Annotated in this window: 14 protein-coding genes and 1 pseudogene; 9 read left to right on the top strand and 6 right to left on the bottom strand. The window is 58.4% G+C overall.

The window, feature by feature from the left end:
- Positions 1 to 32 precede the first annotated feature (32 nt).
- From pabB to ACR6A7_RS02510, 4 genes are all read left to right on the top strand, one after another.
- Positions 33 to 1,394: an aminodeoxychorismate synthase component 1 gene (gene pabB / locus ACR6A7_RS02525; RefSeq protein WP_434123332.1), complete on the top strand. Its 1,362-nt coding sequence runs from the start codon at positions 33 to 35 to the stop codon at positions 1,392 to 1,394.
- Complete coding sequence (locus ACR6A7_RS02520) at positions 1,391 to 1,957, top strand: CoA pyrophosphatase (RefSeq protein WP_434123184.1); 567 nt, start codon at positions 1,391 to 1,393, stop codon at positions 1,955 to 1,957. Before pabB ends, ACR6A7_RS02520 begins: the two co-directional genes overlap by 4 nt.
- Positions 1,958 to 2,148: 191 nt before the next feature.
- Entirely contained in the window at positions 2,149 to 3,513 is a 1,365-nt protein-coding gene (locus tag ACR6A7_RS02515) for an L-serine ammonia-lyase (protein WP_434123182.1), read from the top strand.
- A 223-nt stretch (positions 3,514 to 3,736) separates the two neighbouring features.
- Positions 3,737 to 5,299, top strand: a complete 1,563-nt coding sequence (locus ACR6A7_RS02510; RefSeq protein ID WP_434123180.1) for an EAL domain-containing protein — start codon at positions 3,737 to 3,739, stop codon at positions 5,297 to 5,299.
- A 284-nt stretch (positions 5,300 to 5,583) separates the two neighbouring features.
- Here the strand turns inward: ACR6A7_RS02510 and ACR6A7_RS02505 are convergent, their stop codons facing one another.
- Positions 5,584 to 7,152, bottom strand: coding sequence for a TerC family protein (locus ACR6A7_RS02505; RefSeq protein ID WP_434123179.1), 1,569 nt, complete (start codon positions 7,150 to 7,152; stop codon positions 5,584 to 5,586).
- Between the two features lie 505 nt (positions 7,153 to 7,657).
- Between ACR6A7_RS02505 and manX the strand changes: the two genes are divergently transcribed.
- From manX to ACR6A7_RS02485, 4 genes are all read left to right on the top strand, one after another.
- Positions 7,658 to 8,626, top strand: coding sequence for a PTS mannose transporter subunit IIAB (gene manX, locus ACR6A7_RS02500; RefSeq protein WP_434123178.1), 969 nt, complete (start codon positions 7,658 to 7,660; stop codon positions 8,624 to 8,626).
- Between the two features lie 60 nt (positions 8,627 to 8,686).
- Complete coding sequence (locus ACR6A7_RS02495) at positions 8,687 to 9,487, top strand: PTS mannose/fructose/sorbose transporter subunit IIC (protein ID WP_033747932.1); 801 nt, start codon at positions 8,687 to 8,689, stop codon at positions 9,485 to 9,487.
- Positions 9,488 to 9,502: 15 nt separating this feature from the next.
- Complete coding sequence (locus ACR6A7_RS02490; protein WP_434123177.1) at positions 9,503 to 10,348, top strand: PTS mannose transporter subunit IID; 846 nt, start codon at positions 9,503 to 9,505, stop codon at positions 10,346 to 10,348.
- Between the two features lie 69 nt (positions 10,349 to 10,417).
- Entirely contained in the window at positions 10,418 to 10,876 is a 459-nt protein-coding gene (locus ACR6A7_RS02485) for a DUF986 family protein (protein ID WP_434123175.1), read from the top strand.
- On the opposite strand, the gene rlmA is transcribed toward ACR6A7_RS02485, so the two are convergent.
- The 5 genes and pseudogenes from rlmA to ACR6A7_RS02460 form a co-directional block, all read right to left on the bottom strand.
- Positions 10,873 to 11,670, bottom strand: coding sequence for a 23S rRNA (guanine(745)-N(1))-methyltransferase (gene rlmA, locus ACR6A7_RS02480; protein ID WP_434123174.1), 798 nt, complete (start codon positions 11,668 to 11,670; stop codon positions 10,873 to 10,875). The two genes, ACR6A7_RS02485 and rlmA, sit on opposite strands and share 4 nt — an antisense overlap.
- Before the next feature lie 138 nt (positions 11,671 to 11,808).
- Positions 11,809 to 12,018 (bottom strand): transcription antiterminator/RNA stability regulator CspE, encoded by a 210-nt coding sequence (gene cspE / locus ACR6A7_RS02475; RefSeq protein WP_003852684.1) that lies wholly within the window; start codon positions 12,016 to 12,018, stop codon positions 11,809 to 11,811.
- A pseudogene (locus ACR6A7_RS02470) lies at positions 12,005 to 12,173 on the bottom strand (DUF2627 domain-containing protein). The gene cspE and the pseudogene ACR6A7_RS02470 overlap by 14 nt, the downstream one beginning before the upstream one ends.
- A gap of 524 nt (positions 12,174 to 12,697) precedes the next feature.
- Positions 12,698 to 13,708 carry an MBL fold metallo-hydrolase gene (locus tag ACR6A7_RS02465; RefSeq protein ID WP_434123173.1) on the bottom strand — a complete coding sequence of 337 codons (1,011 nt, stop codon included), beginning with the start codon at positions 13,706 to 13,708 and terminating at the stop codon, positions 12,698 to 12,700.
- Positions 13,709 to 13,735: 27 nt separating this feature from the next.
- Complete coding sequence (locus tag ACR6A7_RS02460; RefSeq protein WP_434123172.1) at positions 13,736 to 14,002, bottom strand: YebO family protein; 267 nt, start codon at positions 14,000 to 14,002, stop codon at positions 13,736 to 13,738.
- Positions 14,003 to 14,210: 208 nt separating this feature from the next.
- Here ACR6A7_RS02460 and ACR6A7_RS02455 point away from each other — a divergent pair, with 208 nt between their 5' ends.
- A complete protein-coding gene (locus ACR6A7_RS02455; RefSeq protein ID WP_434123171.1) occupies positions 14,211 to 14,447 on the top strand; it encodes a YobH family protein in 237 nt (78 codons plus the stop codon).
- The last annotated feature ends 63 nt before the right edge of the window (positions 14,448 to 14,510 follow it).

The raw sequence follows: 14,510 nt of genomic DNA, 5'->3' as shown, positions 1-14,510 counted from the left end.
TAACGCCCTCATTACTGTCTGATTTTTGCCGAATAATGGTCTCAACGCTCAGTCTACACTATACGCAGGATGCGCTCAGCGCGCATTTCGCCAGGCTTTCGCATCTTCCCTGGGCGATGCTGCTCACCTCCGGCCATGCCGATCATGCGGACAACCGCTTCGATATACTGACCGCCGATCCGCGCGCCACCCTGGTGACCCACGGCGACCTGACGACAATTGACGCCCGCGACGCCGTGAGCCACTCGGCTGAGGATCCGCTATGGCTGGTGCAGCGCCAGTGCGAGGCGCTGGGTGTGCCTCCCGACGCTCGCGACGACCTGCCGTTTCAGGGCGGTGCGCTTGGCCTGTTCGGCTACGATCTCGGGCGCCGCTTCGAACGCCTGCCGCAGCAGGCTGTGGACGATCTCACGACGCCTGATATGGCGATCGGTATTTACGACTGGGCGCTGATCGCCGACCACCATCTGCAGCGCCTGACGCTGGTGTCGCTGGGAGATGCGCAGGCGCGGCTGCGCTGGCTGCTGCAGTGGCCGACGCGCGACGCCGCGCCCTTCTCGCTCACCAGCGACTGGCACTCCAACCTGAGCTACCGCGACTACGCCGCGCGTTTTCACGCGGTGCAGGCCTATATCCAGGCGGGCGACTGTTATCAGGTCAATCTGGCGCAGCGCTTTCAGGCGCACTATCAGGGCGATGAGTGGCTGGCGTTTTGCCGCCTCAACGCCGCTAACCGTGCGCCATTCAGTGCTTTTCTACGCCTGCCCGACAGCGCCATCCTTAGCCTGTCGCCGGAGCGCTTTTTATCGCTGAAGGGCGATGAGATTGAAACGCGGCCGATCAAGGGCACGCGGCCGCGTGCGGCCGATGCCGAGCTTGATCGTCGTGAAGCGCTGGCGCTGGCGCAGTCGGAAAAGGATCGCGCCGAGAATCTGATGATTGTCGATCTGCTGCGCAACGATATCGGCCGCGTCGCTGCGCCGGGCTCCGTCAGCGTGCCGGCGCTGTTCGAGGTCGAGCCTTTCCCGGCGGTGCATCATCTGGTCAGCACCATACGTGCGCGCCTGCCTGCCTCGCTGCACGCCAGCGATCTGCTGCGCGCCTGTTTTCCCGGCGGCTCCATTACCGGCGCGCCGAAAATCCGCGCGATGGAGATTATCGACGAGCTGGAGCCGCATCGCCGCAACGCCTGGTGCGGCAGCATCGGCTATCTCAGCCTCTGCGGGCGTATGGATACCAGCATCACTATTCGCACGCTGATCGCCGAGCGCCAGCAGCTGTTCTGCGCGGCGGGCGGCGGCGTGGTTGCCGACAGCGAACTGGACGCCGAATATCAGGAAACGCTACACAAAGTCAGCCGCATTTTGCCTGCGCTGTCCGGAGACAACGAATGAAGCCGCTTACGCTCGACGCCTTTATTACCCGCTTTATGCTGCATCAGCCTGAGAAGCCGCAACAGCGCCCCGCCGGTCGCCAGGCGGCAGTGCTGGTGCCCATCGTTGCGCGCGCCGCGCCGGGCCTGCTGCTGACGCGCCGTTCGCGGGAGCTGCGCAAGCATGCCGGTCAGGTCGCCTTTCCCGGCGGCATGCAGGACGATGACGACATCTCCCTGGTGGCGACCGCCCTGCGCGAGGCGCAGGAAGAGGTCGGCATCGCTCCTGATGAGGTGAAGGTGATCGGCCAGCTCGCTCCCGTGACCAGCAGCACTGGCTTTCGCGTGACGCCGGTGGTTGGCATCATTTCGCCGCAGATTGCGCTGCACATCAATCCCGACGAGGTGGAAAGCGCTTTTGAGATGCCGCTGGAAGAGGCGCTGCGGCTCAACCGTTACGCGTCGCTGGAGGTGCAGCATGCCGGCCTGCGTCATCCGGTCTGGCTCTCGGTCTATGAGGAGTATCTGGTATGGGGCATGACGGCTGGCATCATCCGCTCTCTGAGCCAGCAGATTGCGTTCTGACCCCCCGCCTCGCTCTATTTTAGCCTTTATAAACAATCGGTTGCACTCAGCTGTGCAGCATAACTATTTCTCGCCTGAACGATTAGTTTATTTCATGCGAAAAGGCGTTCGTTTACCTGGGCCGACGATTACTATTAGCGCCACAAACTGCCCCGGCAGAGATAAAAAATTTTTTGTGAGGAGTGTCGCCTGTGATTAGCGTTTTTGACATGTTCAAAGTGGGCATTGGCCCGTCGAGTTCCCATACCGTGGGGCCGATGAAAGCAGGCAAGGAGTTTGTCGACCTGCTGATTGAACAGGGAAAACTTCAGGAGGTGACGCGCATCGCTGTAGACGTCTACGGCTCCCTCTCGCTAACCGGCAAGGGCCACCATACCGATATCGCCATTATTATGGGGCTGGCGGGCGCTTCCCCGGCCACGGTGGATATCGACAGCATTCCTGCCTTTATTAAAGACGTCGAGCAGCGCGAACGACTGCTGCTGGCCAAGGGCGCGCACGAAGTAGACTTTCCGCGCGAAGGCGGCATGGTGTTCCGCAGCGAGAATCTGTCGCTGCATGAAAACGGCATGCGCCTGCTCGCCTTTGCGGGCGACCTGCTGATCTTAAGCAAAACCTACTATTCGGTGGGTGGCGGATTTATCGTCGACGAAGAGCATTTCGGCCAGTCGACGCTGGATGAAGTGAGCGTGCCATGGCCTTTTCACTCGGCGAAAGCGCTGCTGGCGCACTGCCGCGAAACCGGTCTGTCACTCTCGGGCCTGGTGATGAAGAACGAACTGGCGCTGCACTCCCGCGACGAGATCCGCGACTACTTTACCGACGTCTGGCAGACGATGCAGGCCTGTATCGATCGCGGGCTCAATACCGAAGGTGTGCTGCCGGGCCCGCTGCGCGTGCCGCGCCGTGCCGCCTCGCTGCGTCGCCTGCTGACCTCATCGTCCAAACACTCCAACGATCCGATGAACGTCATCGACTGGATTAATATGTTCGCGCTGGCGGTCAACGAAGAGAACGCCGCTGGCGGCCGCGTCGTTACCGCGCCCACCAACGGCGCCTGCGGCATCGTTCCGGCGGTGCTCGCCTATTACGATCGCTTTATCGAAACCGTGACGCCCGATATTTTCACCCGCTATTTCCTGGCGTCGGGCGCCATCGGTATCCTGTATAAAATGAACGCCTCGATTTCCGGTGCGGAAGTGGGCTGTCAGGGCGAAGTCGGCGTAGCCTGTTCCATGGCGGCCGCCGGACTGACCGAACTGCTGGGCGGCAGCCCGGAACAGGTCTGCGTTGCGGCCGAGATCGGCATGGAGCATAACCTCGGCCTGACCTGCGACCCCGTGGCGGGTCAGGTGCAGGTGCCCTGCATTGAGCGCAACGCTATCGCCTCGGTAAAGGCGATCAACGCCGCCCGCATGGCGCTGCGCCGCACCAGCGAGCCGCGCGTTTCGCTCGATAAGGTTATCGAAACCATGTATGAAACCGGCAAAGATATGAACGCCAAATATCGCGAGACCTCGCGCGGCGGCCTGGCGATAAAAGTTCAGTGCGACTAATGTTCCGGCATCGGTTGTTTTTCGCGCGGTCGTCATGAATCGCGCGCCTCGCTCTACCTCATCGCCCTGATTAACGATAAAGTTATGATTCGCGCGACTCTTTCAGGTCACGCGGTTATTTCAGTACCGCTTTTTTTATCAAGCATGGCTAAACCTTATTTCCGCCTTGCCGATAATCTCTCCGTTATCCTGCTTTAATTTAGTGTGTGGAAGGTGGTTACTGATGCTTTTGGCCCAGCAATATGTTGGACAGTTTCGCCGTAAGCGACTCTTTATCGCGTTGGTGCTCGCCGCTGTGGTTTTAATATTGACGCTGGCTTTGCGCTTTTTTGAAGAGAAGTCGCGTATTGAACAGCAGTCGCTTAATTTCGCTAATAACGCCATTCAGCGCTTTGACCGCATGTTTTCGCCGCTCGACGTTTCGGCAAACAATACGCTGGGGCTGGTCGGCGTGCCCTGTCGGGATGTGCGCTTCCCGCTTGTTGAGAAGATTTCTGCGCTGCAAACCGTGCGCGCCATGCTACTGGTGGAAAACGACACCATCTACTGCTCCAGCATTTACGGACCGCGCGCCATTCCTTTTAGTCAGACCTATCCCGAGCTGGCCATTAATAATCAGCGCATGATGCTGACAACCGACAATTACCTGCTGAAGGGTTCGCCGATCCTGCTGCTGTGGACGCCTAAGACACTCGATAACCGCTCAGGCATTTTACAGGCGATTAATATTGAGCTGATGAGCACCTATCTGCTGGAGCCACAGCATCCCTGGGTAGAGCGCGCTATCTTCAGCGTCGGCGGCGAAAGTCTGGAGTATGGCAACCCGCTGATTGAGCCCACGATGCCGTCAGAAGATGAGGTCAGCTACGATCAGGGTTCGCTGCGCTATCCCTTTTCCATTACGCTCTATGGCCCCTCGCCGGCACGCCTGGCGATGGCGTCGCTGCCGTCGCAGCTGCCGCTGGCGCTGCTGCTGAGCCTGCTGATCGGCTATATCGTCTGGCTGGCGACGGCGAACCGCATGAGCCTGAGCTGGCAGATCAGCTACGGCATTACCGCCAATGAATTTATGGTCTACTGCCAGCCGCTGATTAACGCCCAGAGCGGCGAGTGCGACGGCATCGAGCTGCTGCTGCGCTGGCATAACGCGCGCCAGGGCTGGATCCCGCCGGACGTGTTTATTCCGCTGGCCGAGCGGCAGAATCTTATCGCGCCGCTGACGCGCTTCGTGCTTAACAAAGCGGTGGCGCAGCTGCCGAACCTGCCGCGCTGTCCCTCATTTCATATCGCCATTAACGTGGCCGCCAGCCACTTCCGCGATCGCGCCATCGTTGAGGATCTGCAACAGCTGTGGTGGCCGGCGAATCCGCTGCCGAAGCTGGTAGTGGAGCTGACGGAGCGCGACGCCCTGCCGGTAGTGGACCAAAAGGTGATTTCGCAGCTGCACAGCATCGGCGTGCGGCTGGCCATCGATGACTTCGGCACCGGGCACAGTTCGCTCTCCTATCTGAAGGATTTGCAGCCTGACGTGCTGAAGATTGACAAGATTTTCACCGCGGCGATTGGCACCGACGCCATCAACGCGACGGTGACCGATATGGTGATTTCGCTGGCGCAGCGTTTAAACATTAGCCTGGTGGCCGAAGGGGTCGAAACCGCCGAGCAGGCCGCCTATTTGCGCGAGCGCGGCGTCGATCTGCTGCAGGGCTATTTCTACGCGCGGCCGATGCCGATTGAGGATTTTCCCGCCTGGCTGACGCAGCATCAGGCGCAGCTGACCCCGTAAAAAACGGCGCATATGCGCCGTTTAGCTTGCCTGTAAGAGCGGATGCCTGCGTGGATGAGAGGGCCCGACCGCAAAGTCGCTTTACGCATCCTTGCTCGCTCGGCCCGCAGATACGCACCTCTTCCCTGAGGTGCGCCCGTAACCGGGCCAACGCACCGCGTTGTTCAAAAACGCTCCCGGCGTTTTTGTCCCTGTTGCGGGACGCTTTGCTCTTCGGCCCCTCTCACCCACGCGTTGAACAGCATCATCGTCTGTTCGATAAACCCGCTACAGATTTAGACTGATTACTGCTCCTCTTCCTCATCCTCGTGCGGCTTATCTTTGGTAACGCGCACCAGGTCGACACGATAGTCGGTCGCCTGCAGGATAGTGAAGTGCAGCGGCGGCAAGTCGATTACCTCGCCCGGCAGCGGCAGCTGGCCTTTTTGACCAATCAGCAGGCCTGCCAGCGAAGCGTGATCTTCATCCGGGTTGACCAGGTCGTTGACGTCGAACAGCTGCTGGAGTGAATGGAGGTCGGTGCCGCCCTTAACAATCCAGCCGTCGCCGTCGGCGACAATATCCGGCGTTTCATCCTCGTCCGGGAACTCGCCAGCGATCGCTTCCAGCACGTCCAGCGGCGTAATCAGCCCCTGCACCACGCCAAACTCGTTGGTGACGATAACGAAACTGCCTTTGGCACGGCGCAGCACGCCCAGCAGGTTAATCGGATCCAGCGTTTCCGGCACCACGATAGCGGGTGACGCGGCGGCAAAGGTCGATACGTCCATCCCGTGTTCGATCGCCACCAGCAGCTCTTTAGCGCGCACCACGCCGATAATTTCATCCAGCTCGCCGCGGCACACCGGGAAGAGGCTGTGCGGCGTGTCGAGCAGCTGAATACGGATCTCATCCATTGGACGCTGGGCGTCAACCCAGGAGATTTCGCCGCGCGGCGTCATAATGCTGCGGATTGAGCGCGACGCCAGCGTCAGCACGCCGTTGATCATATAGCGCTCTTCATCCTTAAAGGCCTCCTGCGGCATCGCCTGCGTCAGAGGGGACTCCTCGTTCACCGCAGGCTGGGCCGGACGCTGACGACCGCCCATCAGGCGCAAAATCGCCTCGGCAGTGCGCTCGCGCATGGGGCGATGCGCCTGATGGCGCATAAAGTTGCGGCGCGCAATCTGGTTAAAGAGCTCGATCAGAATAGAGAAGCCGATCGCCGCGTAGAGATAGCCTTTCGGGATATGGAAGCCGAAGCCTTCCGCCACCAGTGACAGGCCGATCATCAGCAGGAAGCTCAGGCAGAGCACCACCACAGTAGGATGCGCGTTGACGAAGTTGGTCAACGGCTTCGAAGCCAGCAGCATGACGCCCATGGCAATCACGACCGCCGTCATCATAATCGGCAGATGGTTTACCATGCCGACCGCCGTGATCACCGCATCCAGCGAGAAGACCGCGTCCAGCACCACAATCTGCGTCACCACCGCCCAGAAGCTGGCATAGCTGCGGTTTCCCTGATGCTCGAGCTGACGGTTCTCCAGCCGCTCATGCAGCTCCATCGTCGCCTTGAACAAGAGGAACACCCCGCCCACCAGCAGAATCAAATCACGTCCTGCAAAGCTAAACTCGCCTACGCTAAATAACGGGCGCGTCAGCGTGACCATCCAGGAGATGAGCGACAGCAGGCCCAGACGCATCACCAGCGCCAGCGACAGGCCGATCAAACGCGCCTTATCGCGCTGCTTCGGCGGCAGCTTGTCAGCCAGGATGGCGATAAACACCAGGTTGTCGATGCCAAGCACGATTTCCAGTACGACAAGCGTGAGCAAACCGGCCCAGATTGAGGGGTCGAAGAGAAATTCCATCATTGACTCCTGAACGAGAGACAGACTGAACGATATCGTGCCAGCGTCCTGTGGAGACGTGACAGAAAGACAATCGGATAAACTGCAGGTACGCCGTCAGGCGTGAGGGAAAGCGCGGATGCGCGCATCAAAGTGGTTAAGCGACGTCGGTGACGATCCATAAAGGTGGGCTGAAACCCGTTACTCCTGAGTAATAAACAGATCGTTAATGTAACAGGCCAGTAATGTACGTCAAAAAATTTTCTTTCATTTACAAATGATTCAGCGCCGATTCGCTAATAAACCCTGTTTAAGGCAGGTTCGGCCGTCTGATTACTGACAACCGTCACATAAATTATTTTTTCGCGCACTAAAATAAATCGCGATTTATCGATCATTCAAGACGCCCGGAGAATGATTCATTAATTCAGATGTTTTGACTACGTTTGTCGCCAGATAACCGTAGTGATAACTCATAACGATTCGTCGACTCCAGACGAATTTCTTTAGCGAACGGAGGTAGCAAGTGACCATTGCGATAGTAATTGGTACACACGGCTGGGCAGCCGAACAACTGCTGAAAACCGCAGAGATGCTGTTGGGCGAGCAGGAGAATGTCGGATGGATCGACTTTGTGCCCGGCGAAAATGCAGAAACGCTTATTGAAAAATATCAGGCGCAGCTGGCAAAGCTGGATACCTCGAAAGGGGCGCTGTTTTTAGTCGATACCTGGGGCGGAAGTCCGTTCAACGCCGCCAGCCGCGTGGTGCTGGATAAAGAAAATTACGATGTGATCGCCGGGGTCAATATTCCGATGCTGGTGGAAACGCTGATGGCGCGCGACGACGATCCCGGCTTTGCCGAACTGGTTGGCATCGCGGTAGAAACGGGCCGCGAAGGCGTCAAGGCGCAGAAAACCGCGCTTGCCGCGCCGCCTGCACCAGCCGCCGCGCCTGCGCCCAAAGCGCCGTCTGCCCCTGCGCAGCCGCTGGCGCCGGGCGAACATATGAAGATTGGGCTGGCGCGCATCGACGACCGCCTGATCCACGGTCAGGTGGCGACGCGCTGGACCAAAGAGACCAACGTCTCGCGCATCATCGTGGTGAGCGACGAAGTCGCCAAAGATCACGTGCGCAAAACCTTGCTGACGCAGGTGGCGCCGCCCGGCGTGACCGCGCACGTGGTAGACGTCGACAAGATGGTGCGCGTCTGGAATAACCCAAAATATGGCCGCGATCGCGTGATGCTGCTGTTTACCAATCCCACCGACGTGCTGCGCGTGGTCGAGCAAGGCGTGGAGATTAAGTCGGTCAATATCGGCGGCATGGCGTTTCGTCAGGGCAAAACCCAGGTCAATAACGCCGTCTCGGTCGATGACAAAGATATCGCCGCGTTCCGCAAGCTCAACGAACGCCATATCGAGCTGGAAGTTCGTAAAGTCTCCAGCGATCAAAAACTAAAAATGATGGACCTGATTGCGAAGGTCAATGCGTAAAACGCCGCCAGCTGCGCCTGCGGGCCAGTTAACGCTATCCTGCTGAGGAGAAGGGATATGATGGAAATAACCTCGCTACAAATCATCCTGATATTTATCGTAGCCTGTATTGCGGGTATGGGCTCGATTCTGGATGAGTTTCAGTTTCACCGTCCGCTGGTGGCCTGTACCCTGATTGGGGCAGTGCTCGGCGATATGAAAACCGGCATCATCATCGGCGGCACGCTGGAGATGATCGCGCTGGGCTGGATGAACATCGGCGCTGCCGTGGCACCCGATGCGGCTCTCGCCTCCATTATCTCTACCATTCTGGTTATCGCTGGCGGTCAGAGCGTCGGCGCGGGCATTGCGCTGGCGATTCCGCTGGCGGCGGCAGGCCAGGTGCTGACGATTATCGTGCGCACCATCACCGTGGCCTTCCAGCATGCAGCCGATAAAGCGGCGGAGAAAGGCAACCTGACGGCGATTTCGTGGATCCACGTTTCGGCGCTGGTGCTGCAGGCGATGCGAATCGCCATTCCAGCGCTGATCGTGGCGATTTCCGTCGGCACCAGCGCGGTTCACTCTCTGCTTAGCTCTATCCCTGAAGTGGTCACCAACGGCCTGAATATCGCCGGCGGCATGATCGTCGTGGTCGGTTACGCCATGGTCATCAATATGATGCGCGCAGGCTATCTGATGCCTTTCTTCTACCTCGGCTTCGTCACCGCGGCCTTCACCAGCTTCAACCTGGTGGCGCTGGGCGTCATCGGCGTGGTCATGGCAGTGCTCTATATCCAGCTGGCGCCGAAATATAACCGCGTGGCGGGCGCGCCTGCAGCGGGTCCGGCAAATAACGATCTCGATAACGAACTTGACTAAGGAACAGGTGACAACATGGTAGATACCACTACAACGCAAAAGAAACTCACCCCAGGCGATATCCGCGGCGTGTTTTTGCGGTCGAACCTGTTCCAGGGGTCGTGGAACTTCGAGCGTATGCAGGCGCTGGGCTTCTGCTTCTCAATGGTGCCGGTGATCCGCCGCCTCTATCCGGAAAACAACGAGGCGCGCCGTCAGGCGATTAAACGCCATCTGGAGTTTTTCAACACCCATCCCTACGTCGCCGCGCCGGTATTAGGCGTGACCATGGCGATGGAAGAGCAGCGCGCAAACGGCGCCGAGATCGACGACGCCGCCATCAACGGCATCAAGGTCGGCCTGATGGGCCCGCTGGCCGGCGTCGGTGACCCGATTTTCTGGGGCACCGTGCGCCCGGTCTTCGCCGCGCTTGGCGCAGGCATCGCCATGAGCGGCAGCCTGCTGGGCCCGCTGCTCTTCTTTGTGCTGTTCAACCTGGCGCGCCTGCTGACCCGCTATTACGGCGTGGCGTACGGCTACCGCAAAGGGATCGATATCGTCAGCGACATGGGCGGCGGTTTCCTGCAGAAGCTTACGGAGGGGGCGTCGATTCTCGGCCTGTTTGTCATGGGCGCGCTGGTTAACAAGTGGACGCACGTTAATATTCCACTGGTGGTGTCGCGCATTACCGATCAGACCGGGAAGACCACCGTTACCACGGTTCAGACCATCCTCGATCAGCTGATGCCAGGCATTGTGCCGCTGCTGCTGACCTTCGCCTGTATGTGGCTGCTGCGCCGCAAGGTCAACGCGCTGTGGATTATCGTCGGCTTCTTCGTTATCGGGATTTTCGGCTACTGGATCGGCCTGCTTGGCCTGTAGTCCTTTCGCCGGGCGCGCCGCGCCCGGCCTCTTCCCCGCTTTTCCGCCGTATCGCCTCAGGAGAATGTGATGACACTAACGGACGGCCTCATCGCGCTCTGCATCGCCGCGCTGCTGCTTTTTTTTCTCTACCACGACGTTATTCTGCCGCGCCGCAAAGGTCCGACGCGCCTGAGCGTGGCGCTGCGGCGCAGACACAAGATCGACAGCCTGATATTTATCGGTCTGCTGGCGATTTTACTCTGGAATAATGTGACGCATCAGGGGCCGCAGCTCACCACCACCCTGCTGATGGTGCTGCTCTTTCTCGCCTTCTGGCTCTTCTGGCTGCGTCGCCCCACCCTGCTGATGAAGCGCGACGGGCTGTTTTATGGCGGCGTCTGGATAGACTATGCGCGCATTCAGAGCCTCAATCTCTCTGAAGACGGCATTCTGGTGATGCAGCTGGAGCAGCGACGCCTGCTGATCGCCGTGCAGCAGCTCGACGATCTTGAACGCATCTACCATACGCTGATGGAGGCGCGCTAATCGCGCCGCCAGAGCGTCAGACGGAAGTCGGCGTCGCATTCAAAGGTTTTCGACGCCTGCAGTTCACCCCACACCGACGGCTTCGCGCGCCAGGCGAAAGGGGTCATCTGCAGCAGCGTGGCCGCCGCGTCGCCGCTCAGGTGCATCGTGTAGCGCAGCGACTGCTGGCTCTCTTCGCTAAAGCCGCTGTAACACTTCTCTTCTGGCGCATGAAGCTGCACCTCGCGATAGATCAGCGCCTTGAACTGTTGCAGATGGTGCGCCCCGGGCGTGACGGTCAGCAGCACGCCGCCAGGCCTGATAACGCGCGTCAGCTCCGCTTCGTTGCAGGGGGCGTAGATACGCACAACGCCATCCAGAGAAGCGTCGGCAAAGGGCAGTCGCTGGCTGGAAGCGACGCAAAACTGTACGTCAGGATAGCGCTTCGCCGCCAGGCGAATGGCGTTTTTAGCGATATCCAGCCCGTAGACTTCGCCGCCCAGCGCGCCGAGCGCCGAGGTGTAATAGCCTTCGCCGCAGCCGATATCGAGCACTGCGTCCGGGTCTTGCAGCTTTTCACGCAGCAGCGCCACTACCCCCTCGCGCAGCGGCTGATAGTAGCCCGCCTGTAAAAACTCGCGCCGCGCCTGCATCATCTCCGGGCTGTCGCCAGGCTCGCGCGAGCCTTTATGCTGAACGGGCAGCAAATTGAGGTAGCCCTCTTTCGCCTGGTCGAACTGATGACGGTTTCCACAGCGCCAGCTGCGATTTTCAGGCTGTAAAGGGAGATGACAGAGGGGGCAAATCAGTAACATACGAACTCCATTAACATGAGCGCCGCAGTGTACTCCGTTAACCACCGTATCGAAAGCGCAAAGAAAAAGCCCCGGTCAGATGACCAGGGCTTTACAGGATTCGTTTTCAGTGGTGCATGGCACCGAGCTGGCACGAAATCAGATAGCGGTTACGTTGACTGCAGCCGGGCCTTTCTGGCCGTCCTGAATTTCGAACTCAACGCTTTGGCCTTCAGCCAGGGTTTTGAAACCGTTGCCCTGGATAGCGGAGAAGTGTACGAACACATCTTTGCTACCGTCAGCAGGAGTAATAAAACCAAAACCTTTAGACTCGTTGAACCACTTAACCTGACCTTTAATCTTTGCCATTTTGCAAATTCCTTAGAGTGTTTATTTTGCCCGAAAGCAGACCTACAGAGAAACCAGAGACGTTACTGAATGAGGCACTAATAAGGTTCGGCAAGGAAGCGGTATTCAACGTCAACGTTTTTACTCGTAACTTCTTTACTGAAGATGCCATACATAAACAGAACTGTACCTCGTTTGACCCACGAATTGTTATCACATATCCGCAAATTAATGGCAAGGCATTTTTAATCGACCATGGACGCGCCGCACAAATTTTGCAAAGCAGCAGCGCCCTTTGTTCATTTCGGTACATAACTTATCCAGCGGTAGTCGAAAAAGCGCTATCCATCAATCTGGCGAAGAGGCAAATAACTTTAGCGGATGACCGCGTCATCGTCCAACCTTGTTCACCGTAACAAGTTAATTTACAGCTAAATTATTGCAGTATTATGGCATTCGTTTTTCTTAAGCGAAACCGCAAAAGTAAAATGCGCCGCCGTTGTTAACGTTTAATCGCTAGCGGGCTCTCATTTTTACTGGCGCAGATAATAAATACCTTTGCACCAAAATCATGAAAATAAAAAGTGCGTTGCCCCAATTAAAAGCAGAGCATCACTCATCGATCATTAATTTTTATTCTTTGATCCTGAATAATTGTTCTGTTGAAACCCAATACCCGCCTGAGGATAAGCGTCAATATTTAGGAATTTTCCTGGTTACTATTTTCCAGGCTGCGCCCCTCCCCTATTCTCCACGGCGCGAAACGGCCATTATCCTCTCCGCTGCGCTGAATAGCGCGCATTAATTCCGCGGGAGGCTCATCCAGCGATTCGTCAGCGAGTTCAAAGACGCCCCAGTGGATCGGCAGGGTGAGCGGCTCGCCCGCTAGCCGCCATAATGAAACCGCCTGATCCGGATCCATATGGCTGCTCTGCATGAACCATTTCGGTGCATAGGCGCCGACAGGCAACGCGGCCAGATTAAAAGGGCCGAGCTCGCGCGGGATCTCCGCCAGATTGTCAGAAAAACCGCTGTCGCCGGAAAACCAGAAATTCAGCCTCTTGCTGCGCACGACCCAGCCGCACCACAGCGAGCGGTTGCGATCCCAGGGCGAGCGCATGCTCCAGTGACGCGCCGGCACGGCGGTCAGGGTGAGATCCGCCTCCTGCTGGCTCTGCCACCAGTCAAGCTGGCGCACATGGCGCGCACCGCGCCGTTTGAACCAGCCTTCCAGCCCCAGCGGCACCAGAAAGGTAACCTCGGGGAAGCGGCGGAGAATGCGTTTGACGGTGGCGGCGTCGAGATGGTCGTAGTGATTGTGGGAAATCAGCACATAGTCGAGGCGCGGCAGATCCTGGATGCCCAGCGGCGGCGGGGTTTTGCGTTTCGGTCCGACAAAGGGCAGCGGCGAGGCGCGCGTTGAGAGCGCAGGATCGATCAGCAGATAGCGCTGATTAAGGCGCAGCAGCACCGCCGCATGACCCAACCACCAGATGCGATCGTCCGCGCCAGCGAGATCGGCGGGCTGCCACCAGCGCGCTTTGAACGGCTCATAGCCCGCCTGCGGCGGTAAGGGCAGCCCCGCCGCCTTGCGCGCTTTGCGCCAGCGCTGGAGATCGCCGGGCTGACGCAGATCCGGCTCGGGATTACGGAAACCTTCAGGGGTATGGTGCGTTTTGCTGGCGTCGTACCAGGGGTTTTGCCAGGGCATGTCGTCTCCTTGCCGGGCTCAGGAACGTTAGCGTTCCGGGATCATGCGGATAAAATCGCGCGCTTCTTCCGCCTCTGGCTTTGCCTGCTCCACGCTCTGGCTCTCCACCAGGCGACGCAGCAGGGCGTTCTGTTTTTTCTGCTCTTCCAGCAGCTGGCTCAGCAGCTGGATCTGTTCGCTGGCGCGCACGCTGGCCCGGTTAACGAAAAACCAGGCGATAAACGCCACAATAATAGTGACCGCCAGTACGCCATAGCTGAACAGGGGATCGGTGGTTGCGGCTACTTCGTTCATCACTGCCTCAAAACGTAAAAATATTGATGACGCCGATTCTACCTGCTGCACGCACAGCTGACCAGGCTATGCGCCTGAATGCAGAATTCCCTGACGCCTCGCTTTCAGCAATCTCCGATCGCTTCAGCAGACAAAGCGAGGCAAGCTGTTAATATTACGGGCGACAGCTCAAGGTGGAGAGCTGCGTTATGTATCACAAGGAGAAAAAATGAAACTCTTTATTCGGGCGATCGTTCTGCTCGCCGTTATCTGGGTCGCCATGCTGTTTACCGGCTATGGCGTGCTGACCGGCAGCGCTAAAAACGCAGCGGGTCTGGGCCTGAAATGTAACTACCTTACCGCGCGCGGTCTGATTACCGCTCAATATCTGCATACCGACAGCGGCGTTATTGGCGTGAGCGACTGCCCGCTGCTGAAGAAGAGCGGCGAGGTGATAGACAATTAAGGGGCACGCGGCCAACAGCGCCGCACTGACTCTGCTTCGAAAGGTCAAGCGGGCCTGGGCCCG

It is taken from the genome of Pantoea phyllosphaerae, from assembly GCF_051025595.1.
GTDB lineage: Bacteria > Pseudomonadota > Gammaproteobacteria > Enterobacterales > Enterobacteriaceae > Pantoea.
This window is presented reverse-complemented; position numbering and strand designations above follow the sequence as displayed.